Here is a 17,464-nt window from a genome sequence, read left to right on the forward strand (position 1 = left end):
GTGTGGCGGGGAGGTGCGGGCCCAAGGCGGGGGGTGCGGAGCAGCGGCTCGGCGACCCGGGCCGTGCCGGGTGCACTGCCAGGCCCGCGCCTCGGGCAGGATGGACGGTACGTGACACTCGTACGTACGCACATAAGCTAACCGTGGAGGATGGCCGGTGAGTTCCCCGCCTTCGGACGTTCGCTCTGGGCTGACCGGAGGTGAGGACGCCCCAGTTGCCGCGGGTTCGCCGTCTCCAGCCTACGGCGGGCGTCCACTGACCGTGGCCGTCACCGGTGCCGCCGGGGTGCTCGGCGAGCGCGTCGCGGCGCGGCTGGTGGCCTCGCCGCACGTCCGCAGGGTGCTGGCGCTGGACGACCGGCGCGGTGAGGTGCCCGGTGTGCACTGGCGGGTCCTGGACGTCCGGGACCCGGCGGTGGCCGAGCGGCTGGCCGGGGTGGACGTGGTGGTCCACCTGGCGATGGACTTCGGGATGGAGTCCGACGCCCGGGCGCGCAGCGCGTACAACGTGCGCGGCGCCCAGACCGTGGTCACCGCGGCGGCGGCGGCCGGGGTCGGCCGGGTGGTGCTCTGCACCTCGGCGATGGTCTACGGCGCGCTGCCGGACAACGAGGTGCCGTTGGCCGAGGACTCCGAGCTGCGGGCCACCGAGGAGGCCTCGCTGGTCGGCGACCTGCTGGAGATCGAGCGTCTGGCCCGCCGCGCGCCGCGCGCCCACCCGGGTCTCCAGGTGACCGTCCTGCGCCCCGCGGTGGTCGTGGGCCCCGGCGTGGACACCGTGCTGACCAGGCACTTCGAGGCGCCCAGGCTGCTGGTGGTGGCCGGTTCGCGCCCCTGCTGGCAGTTCTGCCACGTGGACGACCTGGCCTCGGCGCTGGAGTACGCGGCCCTGGGGCTGGTCGAGGGCGAGGTGACGGTCGGCTGCGACGGCTGGCTGGAGCAGGAGGACGTCGAGGAGCTGTCGGGCATCCGGCGGATGGAGCTGCCGGCCTCGCTGGCGCTCGGTACGGCGGCCCGGCTGCACCGGCTGGGGCTGACCCCGGCTCCGGCGGGCGATCTCGCGTACACCATGTACCCGTGGGTGGTCTCCGGCAGCCGGTTGCACGAGGCGGGCTGGCGGCCGTCGTTCGGCAACGAGGAGGTGCTGGCCGAGCTGCTGGCGCAGGTCTCGGGCAAGCACGCGGTGGCGGGGCGGCGGCTGGGCGGCAAGGAGGCGGCGACCAGCCTGGGAGCGGCCGGTGCGACGGTGGCCCTGGTCGGTACGGCCGCGCTGGTCCGTCGGGCCCGCAAGCGCCGCCGGTTCTAGGCCCCGCGCACCCGGGGCGGCGGGAGGCCGGTCCGGGCGCGGCGAACGGTGCGAACGGCCCGGCACCTCGGTGGCGGGCCGTTCGCGGAGCCGGTGCCGTCGGCATCGGACCCACAGGATTACCGCATTGCGAAATTTCCCAATCGTGATGCGGAAGCCTCTTGCCGAATCCCACCTCGGATGAGGAATCATGGTGACCATGACCGAGAACCGCGACCCCATCCGCCTGCTCGCCGTCCGGGAGACCCCGCTCTCGCTGGACGAGGTCTACGAGGCCGTCGGTGACGACGCGGCCGGCGGCACCACGGTCTTCGTGGGGACGGTCCGGGACCACGACGGCGGCAAGTCGGTCGCCGCGCTGGAGTACAGCGCCCACCCGACCGCCGAGCGGGAGATGCGCCGGATCGCCGAGAAGATCGTCGCGGAGTTCCCGGTGCGCGCGCTGGCGGCGGTGCACCGGGTCGGCCGGCTGGAGATCACCGACAAGGCGGTCATCGTCGCGGTGTCCTGCCCGCACCGGGGCGAGGCCTTCGCTGCGGCCCGCCGGCTGATCGACGACCTCAAGCACGAGGTGCCGATCTGGAAGCACCAGGTCTTCGCCGACGGCGAGGAGGAGTGGGTGGGCGCCGGCTCCTGCTAGGGCCCGTCCGCAGGATCCCGTCCGCCGGGCGGGTTCACCCGATCGGGCAACCGGGGCCCGGTGCGTCCCTCCGGGTGGTGACAGGAGGCGTCGTCCCGTAACCCGGACGGCGCTGCGGCCGTTGTCCGCCAGGTTGGTTAATCTGCTCATAGACACGACGAGCTGGGAGTACTGACATGGCTGCGCTCGCCTGGTTGATCATCCCCGTAGTCGCGGCGATCGCCGCCATGATCTGGGCCGGCTGGGCGGCCCGGACACCCAGGGCCACCGGTGACCCGGCCTCGCTGGCCGAGCACCAGCGCTTCCGCGCGGCGATGGAGCGCAGCACGGCCACCGTTCCGGGCGGCAACGGGCAGTAGCCCGGAGCGCGCTCCGTCACCCTCGTCCCGTACTGTCGAGCCATGCCACGCCGCTCTGCGACGATGCTCGCCGCGACCCTGATGCTGATAGCACTGTTGTGTGCCTCGGTACTGATGAAGGTGCCGTACACCGAGATGAGTCCGGGGCCGACGTTCAACACGCTCGGGGTGCAGGACGGTGGCGACCAGCCGGTGATCAACATCACCGGGCACCAGACCTATCCGGTCAGCGGGCACCTCAACATGACCACGGTCCAGGTGACGGGGGCGAAGTACCAGCCCAGCCTGGTCTCGGTGGTGGTCGGCTGGCTGCGTGACGACGTCCTGGTGGTGCCGCACGAGAACGTCTACCCCGAGGGGCAGACCGACCAGCAGGCCCAGCAGCAGAACGCCGAGGAGTTCGCCTCCTCCGAGGACAGCGCCAAGACCGCCGCACTGACCCAGCTGGGGATTCCGGTCGGGACCGAGGTGGTCGTCTCCTCCGTGGTGGCCGGCGGCCCCTCCGAGGGGAAGCTGCACGCGGGCGACCAGATCGTGGCGGTGGACGGCACGCCGATCACCTCGCAGGCGCAGGTGGCTCAGCAGGTGACCAAGCACAAGCCCGGTGAGACGGTCGAGTTCACCGTGGTCCCGCACGGCAGGGACGGCGTCACGCCGGACCCGGCGGCCGAGAAGAAGGTCGCGATCACCACCGCCAGGGCGACGGACGGCACCGGCCGGGCGATCGTCGGGATCGGTCCCGGGGTGACCCACGACTACCCGTTCAAGATCGACATCGGGCTGCAGGACGTCGGCGGCCCGAGCGCCGGCCTGATGTTCTCGCTCGGCATCATCGACAAGCTCACCCCCACCGACCTGACCGGCGGCAAGTTCGTCGCCGGGACGGGCACGATCAGCGACGACGGCAAAGTCGGCCCGATCGGCGGCATCTCGATGAAGCTGATCGCCGCCCGGGAGAAGGGCGCCGAGTACTTCTTCACCCCGGCCGACAACTGCGCCGAGGCCGCCGGGAACACGCCCGGCGGCCTGCGGCTGATCAAGGTGAACACACTGGCCGACGCGCTGAAGGCGCTCGACGAGGTCAGGGCCGGCCAGACCGCAGCGCTGCCGTCCTGCAGCAAGTAGCCGGCCGGGCCGGCCGCCGCCCGCTCAGGAGAAGGTGGCCAGCAGTGCTTCGGTGAGGCCCGGCACCAGGTCGGGGCCGGTGAGCACCTCGCGGGCGACGTCCTTGGAACGCAGCCGCAGGGCGATCTCCTTCTTCCCGTCGCGCAGCACGGCGGCGGTGATCCGCACCTCCTGGCGGTCCGGGTGGTTGGCCACCCAGTCGGCCAGCTGCGCCTCGGTGGCGTTCTTGGGGCGGGACTGCTCGGCGCCCGGCGGCAGCATCAGCCGCTCGACCACCAGCGCGCAGCCGGACACCATGTCGGGCCAGGCGATGGTGCCGAGGAACTTGTCCAGCTCCATCCCGGTCGGCAGCTCGTCCTGCTCGACCGGGGTCAGGCCAGGGTCCTCCTCGTCGGCCAGGCCGAGCTGCCTGGCCAGCGCGGGGTCGGTCTTCTTCAGCTTCGCGCCGTCGATCAGGGCGAACAGCCGGGCCGGGAGGTCCCAGCCGAGCGAGGAGGCGTACTCGTCGATCTCCAGGGCGGCGCGGGTGAGCGGGGTGGCGGCCGGCGGGCGGCCGTCGCCGGACAGGGTGTGGCTTGCATCGGACATGTCCCAATCCTCACATGAGCGGCTCCCCGTCGTCCCCGTGCGGAACCGGTGTACGGACCGTGGGAACTCAGGTAATCACCGACTAAGTTGCATAAAGGACCGACTCGCTCGCCCCGACCCGCTCACCCACGACACAGCAGAGGTGCCACCTTGGTGTTCCAGATGCCGGACCGACCGGGACCGGGCTTCCGGCCCAGAGTCGGCCCACCCTCACGCCGGGCGCGGGTCCTGCTGCTGACCGCCGCGGTGCTCGCGGCGCTGATCGTGCTGTTCGTCCTGTTCGCAGGTCTGTGGACGGACTGGCTCTGGTTCAAGTCGGTCGGCTACTCCTCGGTCTTCGGCACCCAGCTGTCGGCGAAGATCGGACTGTTCGCGGTCTTCGGCCTGGTCATGGCCGTCGTCGTCGGCGTCAACCTCTGGCTGGCGTACCGGTTGCGGCCGCCGCTCTCGGCGATGTCGGTGGAGCAGCAGAGCCTGGACCGCTACCGGATGGGCGTGGCCCCGCACAAGCGCTGGCTGCTGGTGGCGATCTCGCTGCTGATCGGTCTGGTCGCCGGTGCGGCGGCGGCCGGCCAGTGGCGCACCTGGCTGCTGTGGACCAACCAGACGCCGTTCGGCGAGAAGGACAGCCAGTTCCACCTGGACGTCGCCTTCTACGCCTTCTCGCTGCCCTGGTACGAGTTCCTGCTCGGCTTCGCGTTCAGTGCGGTGATCGTCTCGCTGCTGGCCGCCGTGCTGGTGCACTACCTGTACGGGGGCCTGCGCCTGCAGGGCCCCGGGCGGCGGGCGAGCGCCGGCGCGCAGGGTCACCTGGCCGTGCTGCTGGGTGCGTTCGTGCTGCTCAAGGCGGTCGCGTACTGGCTGGACCGGTACGCGCTGGCGGTGAAGTCCGGCGCCTACAAGGGTGTGGACGGCTGGACCGGGCTGCGCTACGTGGACGCCAACGCGTACCTGCCGGCCAAGACCATCCTGTTCTTCGTCGCGATCATCTGTGCGCTGCTGTTCTTCCTGACGCCGATCCGCCGCACCTGGGCCCCGGCGTTGATCGGCTTCGGCCTGATGGCGCTCTCGGCGGTGCTGATCGGCGGGCTCTACCCGGCGATCGTGCAGCAGTTCCAGGTCAAGCCGAACGAGCAGGCCAAGGAGACGCCGTACATCCAGAAGAACATCGACGCCACCCGGCAGGCGTACGGCATCGCGGACAGCCGGACCCAGCAGTACACGCCCAAGGACTCGACCACCGCCGAGGCGCTCAAGCAGGACGCCCAGACCATCTCGGACATCCGCCTGCTGGACCCGAACGTGGTCTCGCCGGCCTTCCAGCAGCTCGAGCAGCAGCGCTCGTACTACGCCTTCCCGAAGACCCTGAACGTCGACCGGTACGGCACCGGCACCGCCGCCCAGGACACCGTGATCGGCGTGCGCGAGCTCGACCTGAACGGCGTCCAGCAGCGGAACTGGATCAACGACCACTTCAAGTACACCCACGGCTACGGCGTCGTCGCGGCCAAGGGGAACCAGGTCAACTCCCAGGGGCAGCCGGTCTTCACCGAGTCGGGCCTGCCGGCCACCGGCGCCCTCGGGGACTACCAGCAGCGGGTCTACTACGGGGAGAAGAGCACCCAGTACTCGATCGTCGGCGGCTCCAACAGCGAGATCGACTACACCACCGACACCGGTGCCGACCAGACGTACAAGTACACCGGCGACAGCGGCGTCTCGCTGGACAACCCGCTGACCCGGGCCGCGTACGCGGTGAAGTTCGCCGAGCCGAAGATCCTCTACTCGGGTGCGATCGCCGACGGCGCCAAGGTGATCTACGACCGGACACCCAAGGAGCGGGTGGAGAAGGTCGCGCCCTGGCTCTCCATCGACGCCGACCCGTACCCGGTGGTGGAGAACGGCCGGCTGGTCTGGGTCCTGGACGGCTACACCACCTCCGACGGCTACCCGTTCTCGTCCAAGACCACGCTCGGCGACGCCACCAAGGACTCGCTGACCGACCAGCGCGGCCGGACGCTGACCGCCGCCAACGAGGTCAACTACATCCGCAACTCGGTGAAGGCCACCGTGGACGCGTACACCGGCGAGGTGACGCTCTACCAGTGGGACGACGCGGACCCGGTGCTGAGGACCTGGATGAAGGCCTTCCCCGGCACGATCGAGCCCAGGAGCGCCATCCCGGGCACGCTGCTGCCGCACCTGCGGTACCCGCAGGACATGTTCAAGGTCCAGCGCGACCTGCTGGCGATGTACCACATGACGGACGCCAACGCCTTCTTCAACGGCACCGACATCTGGCAGGTCCCGCAGGACCCGACCACCGGCACCGGTGACGTGCAGCCGCCGTACTACCTGACGGTCCGGATGCCCGACGCGGCCGCCGCCAGCTTCTCGCTGACCACCTCCTTCGTACCCAGCAAGCGCGACAACCTGGCCGCCTTCATGGCGGTCGGCGCGGACCCGGGGCCGGACTACGGCAAGATCCGGGTCCTCAAGGTGCCCGGGGACACCGGCACGCTCGGTCCGAACCTGGCGCAGGCCAAGTTCAACTCCGACCCCGAAGTCGCCCGCCAGCTCAACATCCTGAAGAACGGCAGCGGCTCCGACGTCGAGTACGGCAACCTGCTGACCCTCCCGGTCGGCGGCGGCCTGCTCAACGTCGAACCGGTGTACGTGCGCGGGAACAGCGCCAAGTACCCGGTGCTGCAGAAGGTGCTCGCGGTGTACGGCAAGGACAACGTGGCCTTCGAGAACACCCTGGAGGACGCGCTGAAGAAGGTCTTCGGCGCCGCGACCAGCGGAGCCCCGGCCACGCCGAACGCGCCCGGCACCACCAGCCCCGGCACCACCGCGCCGGGCACCACCACCCCGCCTGCCACCGGATCGCGGACCGGCGCCAACCCGGCGCTGGACAAGGCGCTGCAGGACGCCCAGAAGGCGTTCACCGACGGCCAGGACGCGCTGAAGAGCGGGGACTGGACCAGGTACGGCCAGGACCAGAAGGCCCTTCAGGACGCGCTCTCGGCCGCGGCCGCGGCGCAGCAGCAGGGCGGCGGCGGTGCCCCGGCACCGTCCTCCTCGCCCACCGCCAGCCCCTGAGCTGCGGTTAACCGATTTCTGTTCCACTCCGCGACCGTGCTACGGTTGAGACACAACGACGCGGGGTGGAGCAGCTCGGTAGCTCGCTGGGCTCATAACCCAGAGGTCGCAGGTTCAAATCCTGTCCCCGCTACTCGATAGTCAGAAGGCCCGGCAGATTCATCTGCCGGGCCTTCTGCATGTCCGCACGGCGTGTCGGCCTGCTCCGGTACTATGCGTGACTGGGGTTTGTGGGGCTCAAGTGTCGGGAAATCGACAAAGCGCTGAAGCAATCTCGCCGGGCTTCGGCCCCGCTCCGCCAAAAACGGCCGGAGCAGGTGTACGCGGGTTGCGGGTGATGCGACGATGGGCCACACGGGGGATGCAGGACGACGGCTGACGAGCCGTCCGATCCGGCGCACCCCTTGGGGGTCCCCCTGGCCGAAGGCTGGGGGAGGATGCCGCAGCACTCTGGGGGAGCGGGAGTCGGCATGAAGCTGATCGGCAGGAACGACACGGGAGCGAGGCCCACCCCGGCCAAGGGCACCAGCACGGCGCAGGCCGACGGAGCGGGCGAGCCGCTCCGCGACGCCGACACCGAGGCCTGGGCGATCGGCCCCGAGGACACTCAACGGGCTCTGCCCACCCAGCGCACCAGCAGCCTGACGGGCGGTCCCGAGCCGGCGGCCGGCTCGGGACCCGAGCGGCTGGTGCACGTCTCGGCGCAGCAGCTCCTGGACGCCATCGGTCCGTACGGAACCGCGTCGGTCTCCGTCGAGCCCGACGGCGAGGAGGAGACGAGCTTCGAGTCCGCGCTGGCCGCCCGCGAGCAGGCCGCACTGGAGTCCAGGCACCGGCAGGCGGCCGACGGCGGCGACGCCAACGCGGCGAGCCAGCTCGGCGCGCTGCTGCTGCGCCGGGGGGACCTGGAGGACGCCGAGCCGTACCTGCGCAGCGCCGCCGCCGCCGGGCTGCGCGCGGCGGCCAACAACCTCGGGGTGCTGCTGCACCAGCGCGGTCACCGGGCCGAGGCGGCCCAGTGGTGGCGGCAGGCCGCCGTCGCGGGCAGTGCGCCGGCCGCGCACGCGCTCGGCCTCCAGCTGCGCGACCAGGGCGAGGAGGAGGCCGCCGAGTACTGGCTGCACTTCGCCGCCGAGCAGGGGCACCCGCTCGGGGCGTACGCCCTGGGCGACCTGATGGAGCACCGGCGGGACGTCCGGGCCGAACGCTGGTTCCGGGCCGCCGCCGACGCCGGCCACCGCGAGGCCGCGTACCGGCTGGCCCGGATGCGCGAGGCGGCCGGGGACAAGGAGACCGCCGAGACCTGGTACCGCACCGCCGCCGCGCGCAGCCACGCCCGCGCCGCGCTGCGGCTCGGCGTGCTGCTGGAGGAGCGGGCCCACCAGGACCCGGCCTGCGCCGACGAGGCCGCCCGCTGGTACCGCCAGGCGGCGCAGAATGGCGAGGCCAGGGCGGCCTGTGCACTGGGCTTCCTGCTGCGCGACGCCGGGGATCCCACCGCCGCCGCCGAGTGGTGGCAGGAGGCCGCGGAGGCGGGCGACGGCATGGCCGCGAACGCGCTCGGAGCGCTGCACGCGAGTCGGGGCGAGGCCGCCGAGGCCGAGCGCTGGTACCGCGTGGCGATGGATGCCGGCGACCACAACGGCGCCTTCAACCTCGGGCTGCTCTGCGCGGGCGCGGGACGCGAGGCGCAGGCCGAGCAGTGGTACCGGCGGGCCGCGTACGCCGGGCACCGGGAGGCGTGCAACGCGCTGGCCGTGGTGCTCCTCCAGCGCGGCGACGAGTCCGGCGCCGAGCCCTGGTTCTCCAAGGCCGCCGAGGCCGGGAGCGTCGACGGCGCCTTCAACCTCGGTGTCCTGCACGCCGGGCGCGGGGAGCAGCAGCAGGCGCACGAGTGGTACGCGCGCGCCGCTGCCGAGGGGCACGGCGAGGCGGCGCTCCAGCTGGCGGTGGCGCAGGAGCAGCGGGGCAATCTGACCGGTGCGCTGGAGCGCTACCGGCAGGCGGGCTCGGGCGGTTCGGCCGAGGGCGCGTTCCGGCTGGCCTCGCTGCTGGACCGGCGTGGTGACGCGGATGAGGAGGCCGAGCACTGGTACGCGGTGGCCGCCGACGCCGGGCACCGGCGGGCGCAGGTGCGGATGGGCGTACGGGCCGCGGAGCGGGGTGCGCTGCAGATCGCCGAGAGCTGGTACCGGCGCGCCGCGGAGGCGGGCAGCCGCAGCGCGGCGTTCAACCTGGGCCTGCTGCTGGCGCGGCAGGACAGCGAGGCCGAGGCGATGCTCTGGTACACCCGGGCCGCGGACGCGGGGCACGGGCGGGCGGCGCTGCGGCTGGCGCTGCTGGCGCTGCGCCGGGGCGAGCCGCTGCAGGCGGAGAGCTACTGCCGGCGGGCGACGGAGTACGGGCCCGCGGAGGTCGCGGAGCGGGCGGCCCGGCTGCTGGGGGCGCTGCACTCGGAGCTCAGCGCCTGAGTTCCGGCGGTCGGGGGCGGGTCCGTCCGGAGCAGGGGGCGCGGCGGGAGGCGGCGGGCGACAGCCGGGCGGCGGTCCGGCGGCCCGCTGGTGCCCCGCGGCCCCCAGTGAGTGCTGCGGGCCGGCGCGGCTCCGGTGCCGTTTGAGCCGTGCGGCTCCGCGTACGACCGGGTCCTGTCCCGGCCCCGGGGCGGGCCGGCAGTGCGTCAGGAGGGTGTCCGGTGGTCAGGGTCTCGCGCAGTTGGGACAGAGGCCGCGGTAGGTGACCTCGGCGCCCGAGATGACAAAGCCGAAGCGCTCGGTGGCGGGCAGGGCGGCAATTGGATCACCCTGGGGGTGGACGTCGCGGATCGCGCCGCAACCGGAGCAGATCAGGTGCTGGTGGGCGTGGTGCGCATTGGGGTCGTACCGCTTGGCGCGGCCGTCGGTGCTGACCTCCAGCACCTCGCCGAGGATCACCAGCTCGCCGAGGGTGTTGTAGACGGTGGCGCGGCTGATCTCGGGCAGTCGCTCCACCGCGCGTGCGTGCACCTCGTCGGCGGTCAGGTGCACGTGGTCGCCGTCGAGGACCTCCGCCACGACACGCCGCTGCGAGGTCAGCCGCCACCCACGTCCGCGAAGTCGTTCCAGCAGGTCACTCATGGGGACAGGGTAAGCCACATTCCGAAGTTGGTTCCAGTGTTGACTTAGACAAAGTCCAAGCTAGGATCGAGTCCGTCACGACCGGATAACGCGGAGGCACTGCCATGACGACCCAGGACGAGCTGCGGCCCACCCTCACCACGGAGGCCGGTGCCCCCGTCGCGGACAACCAGAACACCGAGACCGCCGGCATAGGCGGCCCGGCGCTGATCCAGGACCAGCTGCTGTTCGAGAAGCTCGCGCACTTCAACCGCGAGCGCATCCCGGAGCGCGTGGTGCACGCCCGCGGCGCCGCCGCGTACGGCACCTTCACGGTGACCGCCGACGTCTCCGCGTACACCCGGGCGAAGTTCCTCTCGGAGGTCGGCAAGCAGACCGAGACCTTCCTGCGCTTCTCCACCGTGGCCGGCAACCTCGGCTCGGCCGACGCCGTCCGTGACCCGCGCGGGTTCGCGCTGAAGTTCTACACCGAGGACGGCAACTACGACCTCGTCGGCAACAACACCCCGGTGTTCTTCATCAAGGACGCCATCAAGTTCCCGGACTTCATCCACACCCAGAAGCGCGACCCGTACACCGGTTCGCAGGAGGCGGACAACGTCTGGGACTTCTGGGGCCTGTCGCCCGAGTCCACCCACCAGGTGACCTGGCTCTTCGGTGACCGCGGCATCCCGGCCACCTACCGCCACCTGAACGGCTACGGCTCGCACACCTACCAGTGGCAGAACGAGGCCGGTGAGTACTTCTGGGTGAAGTACCACTTCAAGACCGACCAGGGCATCAAGAACCTCACCCAGGACGAGGCCAACAGGCTCGCCGGTGAGGACCCGGACAGCCACCAGCGCGACCTGCGCGAGGCGATCGAGCGCGGCGAGTTCCCGAGCTGGACCGTCCAGGTGCAGATCATGCCCGCCGCCGACGCCGCGCAGTACCGCTTCAACCCGTTCGACCTGACCAAGGTCTGGCCGCACGAGGACTACCCGCCGATCGAGATCGGCAAGCTGGAGCTCAACCGCAACCCGGAGAACGTCTTCGCCGAGGTCGAGCAGTCGATCTTCTCGCCGGCGCACTTCGTCCCCGGCATCGGCCCGTCCCCGGACAAGATGCTCCAGGGCCGTCTGTTCGCCTACGCGGACGCCCACCGCTACCGGGTCGGCATCAACGCCGACCACCTGCCGGTGAACCGCCCGCACGCCACCGAGGCGCGCACCAACAGCCGTGACGGCTACCTGTACGACGGCCGCCACGGCCGCCAGAAGAACTACGAGCCGAACAGCTTCGGCGGCCCGGTCGAGACCGGCCGTCCGCTCTGGTCCGCCGTCCCGGTCACCGGCACCACCGGCACCCACGAGGCCCCCTCGCACACCGAGGACAACGACTTCGTGCAGGCCGGCAACCTCTACCGGCTCTTCTCCGAGGACGAGAAGCAGCGCCTGATCGCCAACCTGGCCGGCTTCATCGCCAAGGTCTCGGCCGACCGCGACGACATCGTCGAGCGGGCGATCGGCAACTTCCGCCAGGCCGACGCCGACTACGGCCAGCGGCTGGAGAACGCGGTCCGCGAGCTGCGCAAGCAGAAGTAGCCGCAGGCCGCCGCCAAGACCGCGGGCCCTGGAACCAGCTTTCTCCTGGTTCCAGGGCCCGCACCCACGAGGCGGCCGGATCAGACGCTCAGCCGGCGCAGCGTCTCGTCGTGCAGCAGCCCGTTGGAGGCCACCGCGTCCGCGCCGTTCGGTCCGTCGATCCCGTCGAGCCCGGTGAAGCGGCCGCCCGCCTCCTGGACGATCACGCACGGCGCCGCCATGTCCCACAGGCTCAGCTCCGGCTCGGCCGCCATGTCCACTGCGCCCTCGGCGACCATCATGTACGACCAGAAGTCACCGAACGCCCGGGTCCGCCAGCAGGACCGGGAGAGGTCGAGGAAGGCGTCCAGCCGGCCGCGGTCCTCCCAGCCGGTGAGCGAGGAGTACGAGAGCGAGGAGTCCTCGATCCGGGAGACCCCGGACACCTCGATCCGGCTCGCCTTGGCCAGGCTGCGGCCGGCGTACGCGCCCAGGCCCTTCGCCGCCCACCAGCGGCGGCCCAGCGCCGGGGCGGAGACCATGCCGACCACCGGCTGCTGCTCGCCGTCCGGGCCGTCCTCCAGCAGCGCGATCAGGGTGGCCCAGACCGGTACGCCCCGGACGTAGTTCTTGGTCCCGTCGATCGGGTCGATCACCCAGCGGCGCGGGCCCGAGCCCTGCAGGCCGAACTCCTCGCCCAGCACCGCGTCGCGCGGGCGGGCCCGCTGCAGCACGCTGCGCAGCAGCTCCTCGGTGGCCTTGTCGGCGTCGCTCACCGGTGTCAGGTCGGGCTTGGTCTCGATCTGCAGGTCCAGCGCCTTGAAACGGTCCATGGTGACGGAGTCGGCCGAGTCGGCGAGGACGTGGGCGAGGCGGAGGTCATCGTGGTAGTCGGCCATGCTCGAACACTATCGAGGCATCGGGAGCCGCGTCAGGGTGGCTCGCAGGGCGGGACGTCAGTGGCCGCTGCCGCTGAGCTGGAGACCGACCACGCCGGCGATCACCATGGTGATCGAGACCAGTTTGAGCACCGAGGTCGACTCGTCCATCCAGATCATCCCGTAGACCGCGGTACCGGCCGCGCCGATGCCGGTCCAGACCGCGTAGGCGCTGCCCACCGGCAGGGACTTGAGCGAGAGGGTCAGCAGGCCGAAGCTGCCGAGCGCGAAGCAGGCGAAGCCGATGGTGGGCCAGAGCTTGGTGAAGCCGTCGCTCAGCTTGAGGTTGATCGCGAACCCGGTCTCCAGCAGACCGGCGATGATCACCAAGGCCCATGCCATCGAGCTGACTCCCTGCCGCGTCGAGGACTGACCTTCCTATGATCGCCACGCGCGGGCCGTCCGACACCTCCCGCCGGGCAATCGGGCACGGCGTCGGGACGCGGGGAACCGTCCGCAGCGGGAGCGGCCGTGGCCGGCCCGGCCCCTTCGGTGCGGGCGGTTCCCCGCTCCCCGGGCGGGAACCGTCGGACAGGCCTCAGTCGCCCTCGCGGGCTTCGCGGGTGGCCAGCAGACGGCGCAGCGAGTAGAGGCGGGCGGGGTCGGCGTGGCCGTCGGTGACCCAGGCGTCGAGGGCGCAGTCGGGTTCGTCGTGGCTGCAGGCGCGCGGGCAGTCGGCGGTGCCGGACTCCAGGTCGGGGAAGGCGTGGATGACCCGGGACGGGTCGATGTGGGAGAGGCCGAAGGAGCGGAAGCCCGGGGTGTCGATCACCCAGCCCGGGTCGAGCGCCTTCCTGGAGCCGGGCTTGGCGCCGGGCGGCGGCGGAAGCCGCAGGGCCAGCGCCGAGACGGTGGTGTGCCGACCGCGCCCGGTCACCGCGTTGACGTGCCCCGTGATCCGCTGGCGTGCCGGGACCAGCGCGTTGACCAGCGTGGTCTTGCCGACGCCTGAGTGCCCGATGAACACCGTGGAGCGCCCGCGCAGGTGCTCCCGGACGGCCTCCGCGTCCTCGGCGGACAGCTCGTCCCGCCGGGTGACGACGTAGCGGATGCCCAGCGGCGCGTACGACTCCAGCAGCGGTTCGGCCGGGGCGAGGTCGGACTTGGTGAGGACCAGCAGCGGTTCCATCCCCGCGTCGTACGCGGCGACCAGGCAGCGGTCGATCAGCCGGGGCCGGGGCTCCGGGTCGGCCAGGGCGGTGACGATGGCCAGCTGCTCGGCGTTGGCGACGACGATCCGCTCGTACGGGTCGTCGTCGTCCGCCGTGCGCCGCAGGACCGAGGTGCGCTCCTCGACCCGGACGATGCGGGCGAGCGTGTCGGGTTCGCCGGAGAGGTCGCCGACCACGTTGACCACGTCGCCGACGACGACCCCCTTGCGGCCCAGTTCGCGGGCCTTCATGGCGACGACCTCGCGCTCCTGCTTGGTCCCGGCGTCCACCAGGCAGGTGAGCCGACCCCGGTCCACCGTGAGGATCATCGCCTCGGCGGCGTCCTCGTGCTTGGGCCGGATCCGGGTCCGCGGCCGGGAGCCCCGGCGGGCCGGGCGGTTGCGGATGTCGTCCTCGTCGGCGTCCTTGCCGTAGCGGCGCATGGTGCAGTACTCCCCTTAGCCCTGACCCAGTAGATCGGCCCACATCTGCGGGAAGTCGGGCAGGGTCTTGGCCGTGGTCGCCACGTTCTCCACCCGGACGCCTTCGACCGCGAGGCCCAGCACCGCTGCGGCGGTGGCCAGGCGGTGGTCCTCGTAGGTGTGGAAGACGCCGCCGTGCAGCGGGCGCGGACGGATCCGCAGGCCGTCCTCGGTCTCGGTGACGTCGCCACCGAGGTCGTTGATCTCCTTGGCCAGCGCGGCCAGCCGGTCGGTCTCGTGCATCCGCAGGTGGGCGATGCCGTACAGGTGGGACTCGGAGTCGGCCAGCGCGGCGACGGCGGCGATCACCGGGGTGAGCTCGCCGACGTCGTGCAGGTCGACCTCGATGCCGTGGATCCGGCCGGTGCCGGAGAACTCCAGGCCGTCGTCGGTGAAGCGGCAGCTGCCGCCCATCCGGGTGTAGATCTCGCGCAGCTGGTCGCCGGGCTGGTAGGTGTGCCTGGGCCAGTCGCGGACGGTCACCCGGCCGCCGGTGACCAGCGCGGCGGCGAAGAACGGCGCGGCGTTGGAGAGGTCCGGCTCGACCACCAGGTCACGGCCGATCAGGGCACCGGGGGTGACCCGCCAGACGTCCTTCTCGCCGCCGTCCTCGGGCGCGTCCACCTGGGCGCCGGCCTTGCGGACCATGTCCACCGTCATCCGGATGTGCGGGAGGGAGGGGACGGTGCCGCCGATGTTCCTGATCTCCACGCCGTTGTTGTAGCGGGCGCCGGAGAGCAGCAGTGCGCTGATGAACTGGGAGGAGGACGAGGCGTCCAGCTCGACCGGACCGCCGTCCAGCGCGCCGGAGCCGTGCACGGTGAGCGGGAAGCCGCCGCGCCCGCCGTCGTCGATCCGGGCGCCGAGCGCGCGCAGGGCGTTGATCACGCCGTGCTGCGGACGCTCGTACGAGCGCGGGTCGCCGTCGAAGTGCACCGGGCCGTCGGCCAGCACCGCGAGCGGGGGCAGGAAGCGCATGACGGTGCCCGCGTTGCCGACGTCCACCTGGGCCGGGCCGTGCAGCTGGCCGGCCGGGATGACCCGCCACGCCTCGCCGCCGCCGGTGCCGCCGCTGGCGGTGTTGACCGTCTCCTCGATGGTCACGCCGAGTGCGCGCAGGCCGTCCGCCATCAGCTGGGAGTCACGGCTGCGCAGCGGGCGGCGCACCCAGCCCGGGCCGTCCGCGAGGGCGGCCAGCACCAGGGCTCGGTTGGTCGCCGACTTGGAGCCGGGGATGGTGACGGTCGCGTCGACGGCGGTGGTCGCAACGGGGGCGGGCCACAGGGCTTCGGTCATGTGCCAAGTCTAGGGGCCCGGGAAATCAGGGCTTCGTTCCCATTCGAATGGCGGACGTGCGTTCTGCGAAGACACGCGGAGCGTGCGGTGCAACCGGTGGCTCCCCGCCCCCGGCGGGCTGCCGCCCGGACCCGGGGGTCAGGCGGACATCAGCCAGCTGCCGCCGGCCAGCAGGCAGGACAGTGCGATGACCAGGAAGAGGGTCACCCAGAGGACTCCCGCCACCCCGGTGAGGCGGGCGAGCTGGTCGGCGTCGGAGTCCGGGGCCTCGCCGCGCCGCCGCTTGGTCTGGAGCTCCACCACCGGACGCACCCCGGCGAAGAGCAGGAACCACACGCCCAGGTAGGCGAAGACCGCCTGCAGCTCGCCCCCGCCGTACCAGGAGATCAGGACGAAGGCCGCGCCGGTGACCACCACGGAGAGCAGTCCGAACGCGTTCCGCACCATGATCAGGACGGCCGCCAGCAGGACGATCCCGATCCACAGCAGCTGGGCGATGTGCTGCCCGGCGAGCAGGGCGGCGCCGCCGAGGCCGAGCAGCGGTGGGGCGGTGTACCCGGCGGCGGCGGTGAGGATCATGCCGGGACCGGTGGGCGGTCCGGAGGAGATGGTCAGGCCGGAGGTGTCCGAGTGCAGCCGGATGCCGGCCAGCCGGCGGCGGGTGAGGACGGCGGCCAGACCGTGTCCGCCCTCGTGCGCGATGGTCACCACGTTGCGGCTGAACTGCCACACGGGGCGCAGCAGGACGGCGAGCAGTGCGACCGCCGCCGTGGTCGGGGCCACCCAGCTCGGCGGTCCCGGCTGGGAACCGACCACCAGGTGCCATACGTACGCGCTGTCCATGCCCCGCCTTCCGTGGTCGTACCGAGCGCTGCCGCGTCGGATCCGAGTGGGCAGCCTCCCATGGCAGGACGGCCCGGCGGTACTTCCCGGTTCTGCTGGGCGAGATCGGGCACGGCGCGGCCCCGCCGCGTGGCAAGCTGGCCGCATGTGCGGACGTTTCGCCTCCACCACCGAGCCCGGGGACCTGGTCGAGATCTTCGGTGTCCAGCAGTGGGAACCGACCGAGGCCATCGCGCCGAGCTGGAACGTGGCGCCCACCGACTCGGCGTACGCGGTGCTGGACCGTGCACCCAAGGGGGAGCGCGAGCCGGTGCGCCAGCTGCGGGTGCTGCGCTGGGGCCTGGTGCCGTCCTGGTCGCGGTCGGCCGAGACGGCGGTGAAGATGATCAACGCCCGCTCCGACACCGTGCACGAGAAGCCCGCCTACCGCCAGGCCTTCGCCTCCCGGCGCTGTCTGCTGCCGGTCGACGGCTACTACGAGTGGCAGACCATGACCGGCGAGAAGGGCAAGCCGCGCAAGCAGCCCTTCTTCGTCAGCCGGGTCGACGGCCGGCCGCTGGCCCTGGCCGGGCTGTACGAGTTCTGGCGCGACCGCACCGTGGCGGCCGACGATCCGGCGGCCTGGCTGGTGACCTGCACCATCGTCACCACCGATGCCGAACCGGCGCTCGCCCCGATCCACGAGCGGATGCCGCTCTTCCTCGACCCGGCCACCTTCGACGCCTGGCTGGACCCGTCCCTCGACAACGCCGAGGAGGTGAGGCCGCTGCTCGTCCCGCCCGCGCCCGGCGTGCTGCGGGCCGTCCCGGTCTCGACGGCGGTCGGCAACATCCGCAACAACGGGCCCGAACTGCTCAAGCCGCTCGACGAGACCGGAAACGACGGCACCATGCTCTTCTGAGCCCCGCCGCTCTTCTGAGCCACGCCGTGACCCGCCGTGACCCGTCGGGCCCTGCTGA

General features: G+C 72.0%; 15 protein-coding genes and 1 tRNA gene. 9 read left to right on the forward strand and 7 right to left on the reverse strand.

Annotated features, from left to right (window positions below; genetic code table 11):
* Window positions 1-157: 157 nt before the first annotated feature.
* The 4 genes from ACFC1R_RS03015 to ACFC1R_RS03030 all read left to right on the forward strand — a co-directional run bounded on the left by ACFC1R_RS03015 (window position 158) and on the right by ACFC1R_RS03030 (window position 3,430).
* Window positions 158-1,306, forward strand: a complete 1,149-nt coding sequence (locus ACFC1R_RS03015) for an NAD-dependent epimerase/dehydratase family protein (RefSeq protein ID WP_375931703.1) — start codon at window positions 158-160, stop codon at window positions 1,304-1,306.
* 199 nt (window positions 1,307-1,505) lie between these two features.
* Window positions 1,506-1,946 carry a molybdenum cofactor biosynthesis protein MoaE gene (locus ACFC1R_RS03020; RefSeq protein WP_375931706.1) on the forward strand — a complete coding sequence of 147 codons (441 nt, stop codon included), beginning with the start codon at window positions 1,506-1,508 and terminating at the stop codon, window positions 1,944-1,946.
* Window positions 1,947-2,122: 176 nt separating this feature from the next.
* Window positions 2,123-2,305, forward strand: coding sequence for a hypothetical protein (locus ACFC1R_RS03025; RefSeq protein WP_375931709.1), 183 nt, complete (start codon window positions 2,123-2,125; stop codon window positions 2,303-2,305).
* A gap of 42 nt (window positions 2,306-2,347) precedes the next feature.
* Window positions 2,348-3,430, forward strand: coding sequence for a PDZ domain-containing protein (locus ACFC1R_RS03030; protein WP_375931712.1), 1,083 nt, complete (start codon window positions 2,348-2,350; stop codon window positions 3,428-3,430).
* Window positions 3,431-3,454: 24 nt separating this feature from the next.
* On the opposite strand, the gene ACFC1R_RS03035 is transcribed toward ACFC1R_RS03030, so the two are convergent.
* Window positions 3,455-4,018 carry a PPA1309 family protein gene (locus ACFC1R_RS03035; RefSeq protein WP_375931715.1) on the reverse strand — a complete coding sequence of 188 codons (564 nt, stop codon included), beginning with the start codon at window positions 4,016-4,018 and terminating at the stop codon, window positions 3,455-3,457.
* Between the two features lie 162 nt (window positions 4,019-4,180).
* On the opposite strand from ACFC1R_RS03035, the gene ACFC1R_RS03040 reads away from it, so the two are divergent.
* From ACFC1R_RS03040 to ACFC1R_RS03050, 3 genes are all read left to right on the forward strand, one after another.
* On the forward strand, window positions 4,181-7,120 hold the full coding sequence (locus tag ACFC1R_RS03040) for a UPF0182 family protein (RefSeq protein WP_375932255.1): 2,940 nt from the start codon (window positions 4,181-4,183) through the stop codon (window positions 7,118-7,120).
* A gap of 59 nt (window positions 7,121-7,179) precedes the next feature.
* Window positions 7,180-7,253 (forward strand) — tRNA-Met (locus tag ACFC1R_RS03045).
* Between the two features lie 337 nt (window positions 7,254-7,590).
* Window positions 7,591-9,591 (forward strand): sel1 repeat family protein, encoded by a 2,001-nt coding sequence (locus tag ACFC1R_RS03050; protein ID WP_375931718.1) that lies wholly within the window; start codon window positions 7,591-7,593, stop codon window positions 9,589-9,591.
* Between the two features lie 225 nt (window positions 9,592-9,816).
* Here ACFC1R_RS03050 and ACFC1R_RS03055 read toward each other — a convergent pair whose 3' ends face one another.
* On the reverse strand, window positions 9,817-10,233 hold the full coding sequence (locus tag ACFC1R_RS03055) for a Fur family transcriptional regulator (protein WP_375931721.1): 417 nt from the start codon (window positions 10,231-10,233) through the stop codon (window positions 9,817-9,819).
* Window positions 10,234-10,337: 104 nt separating this feature from the next.
* Between ACFC1R_RS03055 and ACFC1R_RS03060 the strand changes: the two genes are divergently transcribed.
* Window positions 10,338-11,816: a catalase gene (locus tag ACFC1R_RS03060; protein ID WP_375931724.1), complete on the forward strand. Its 1,479-nt coding sequence runs from the start codon at window positions 10,338-10,340 to the stop codon at window positions 11,814-11,816.
* Window positions 11,817-11,896: 80 nt separating this feature from the next.
* Here the strand turns inward: ACFC1R_RS03060 and hisN are convergent, their stop codons facing one another.
* The 5 genes from hisN to ACFC1R_RS03085 form a co-directional block, all read right to left on the reverse strand.
* Entirely contained in the window at window positions 11,897-12,694 is a 798-nt protein-coding gene (gene hisN / locus ACFC1R_RS03065; protein ID WP_375931727.1) for a histidinol-phosphatase, read from the reverse strand.
* A 57-nt stretch (window positions 12,695-12,751) separates the two neighbouring features.
* Window positions 12,752-13,075: a DMT family transporter gene (locus tag ACFC1R_RS03070; protein WP_375931730.1), complete on the reverse strand. Its 324-nt coding sequence runs from the start codon at window positions 13,073-13,075 to the stop codon at window positions 12,752-12,754.
* A gap of 196 nt (window positions 13,076-13,271) precedes the next feature.
* On the reverse strand, window positions 13,272-14,327 hold the full coding sequence (gene rsgA / locus ACFC1R_RS03075; RefSeq protein ID WP_375931733.1) for a ribosome small subunit-dependent GTPase A: 1,056 nt from the start codon (window positions 14,325-14,327) through the stop codon (window positions 13,272-13,274).
* 15 nt (window positions 14,328-14,342) lie between these two features.
* The gene (gene aroA / locus ACFC1R_RS03080) at window positions 14,343-15,662 is read right to left on the reverse strand and encodes a 3-phosphoshikimate 1-carboxyvinyltransferase (protein WP_375931736.1); all 1,320 of its coding nucleotides are present in this window, start codon (window positions 15,660-15,662) and stop codon (window positions 14,343-14,345) included.
* Window positions 15,663-15,800: 138 nt separating this feature from the next.
* Window positions 15,801-16,505, reverse strand: coding sequence for a M50 family metallopeptidase (locus ACFC1R_RS03085; RefSeq protein WP_375931739.1), 705 nt, complete (start codon window positions 16,503-16,505; stop codon window positions 15,801-15,803).
* 145 nt (window positions 16,506-16,650) lie between these two features.
* Here ACFC1R_RS03085 and ACFC1R_RS03090 point away from each other — a divergent pair, with 145 nt between their 5' ends.
* Window positions 16,651-17,406 (forward strand): SOS response-associated peptidase, encoded by a 756-nt coding sequence (locus ACFC1R_RS03090; protein WP_375931742.1) that lies wholly within the window; start codon window positions 16,651-16,653, stop codon window positions 17,404-17,406.
* Window positions 17,407-17,464: the final 58 nt, after the last annotated feature.

Source organism: Kitasatospora sp. NPDC056138 (genome assembly GCF_042264695.1).
In the GTDB taxonomy this organism is placed as follows: Bacteria; Actinomycetota; Actinomycetes; order Streptomycetales; family Streptomycetaceae; genus Kitasatospora.

Excerpts from the sequence above, each read along its gene's own strand:
- ACFC1R_RS03020 (WP_375931706.1), top strand. The coding sequence starts at position 1,506 with ATGACCGAGAACCGCGACCCCATCCGCCTGCTCGCCGTCCGGGAGACC.
- ACFC1R_RS03090 (WP_375931742.1), top strand. The coding sequence starts at position 16,651 with ATGTGCGGACGTTTCGCCTCCACCACCGAGCCCGGGGACCTGGTCGAG.
- ACFC1R_RS03035 (WP_375931715.1), bottom strand. The coding sequence starts at position 4,018 with ATGTCCGATGCAAGCCACACCCTGTCCGGCGACGGCCGCCCGCCGGCC.
- ACFC1R_RS03030 (WP_375931712.1), top strand. The coding sequence starts at position 2,348 with ATGCCACGCCGCTCTGCGACGATGCTCGCCGCGACCCTGATGCTGATA.
- rsgA (WP_375931733.1), bottom strand. The coding sequence starts at position 14,327 with ATGCGCCGCTACGGCAAGGACGCCGACGAGGACGACATCCGCAACCGC.
- ACFC1R_RS03050 (WP_375931718.1), top strand. The coding sequence starts at position 7,591 with ATGAAGCTGATCGGCAGGAACGACACGGGAGCGAGGCCCACCCCGGCC.
- ACFC1R_RS03070 (WP_375931730.1), bottom strand. The coding sequence starts at position 13,075 with ATGGCATGGGCCTTGGTGATCATCGCCGGTCTGCTGGAGACCGGGTTC.
- ACFC1R_RS03085 (WP_375931739.1), bottom strand. The coding sequence starts at position 16,505 with ATGGACAGCGCGTACGTATGGCACCTGGTGGTCGGTTCCCAGCCGGGA.
- ACFC1R_RS03025 (WP_375931709.1), top strand. The coding sequence starts at position 2,123 with ATGGCTGCGCTCGCCTGGTTGATCATCCCCGTAGTCGCGGCGATCGCC.
- ACFC1R_RS03060 (WP_375931724.1), top strand. The coding sequence starts at position 10,338 with ATGACGACCCAGGACGAGCTGCGGCCCACCCTCACCACGGAGGCCGGT.
- ACFC1R_RS03040 (WP_375932255.1), top strand. The coding sequence starts at position 4,181 with ATGCCGGACCGACCGGGACCGGGCTTCCGGCCCAGAGTCGGCCCACCC.
- aroA (WP_375931736.1), bottom strand. The coding sequence starts at position 15,662 with ATGACCGAAGCCCTGTGGCCCGCCCCCGTTGCGACCACCGCCGTCGAC.
- hisN (WP_375931727.1), bottom strand. The coding sequence starts at position 12,694 with ATGGCCGACTACCACGATGACCTCCGCCTCGCCCACGTCCTCGCCGAC.
- ACFC1R_RS03055 (WP_375931721.1), bottom strand. The coding sequence starts at position 10,233 with ATGAGTGACCTGCTGGAACGACTTCGCGGACGTGGGTGGCGGCTGACC.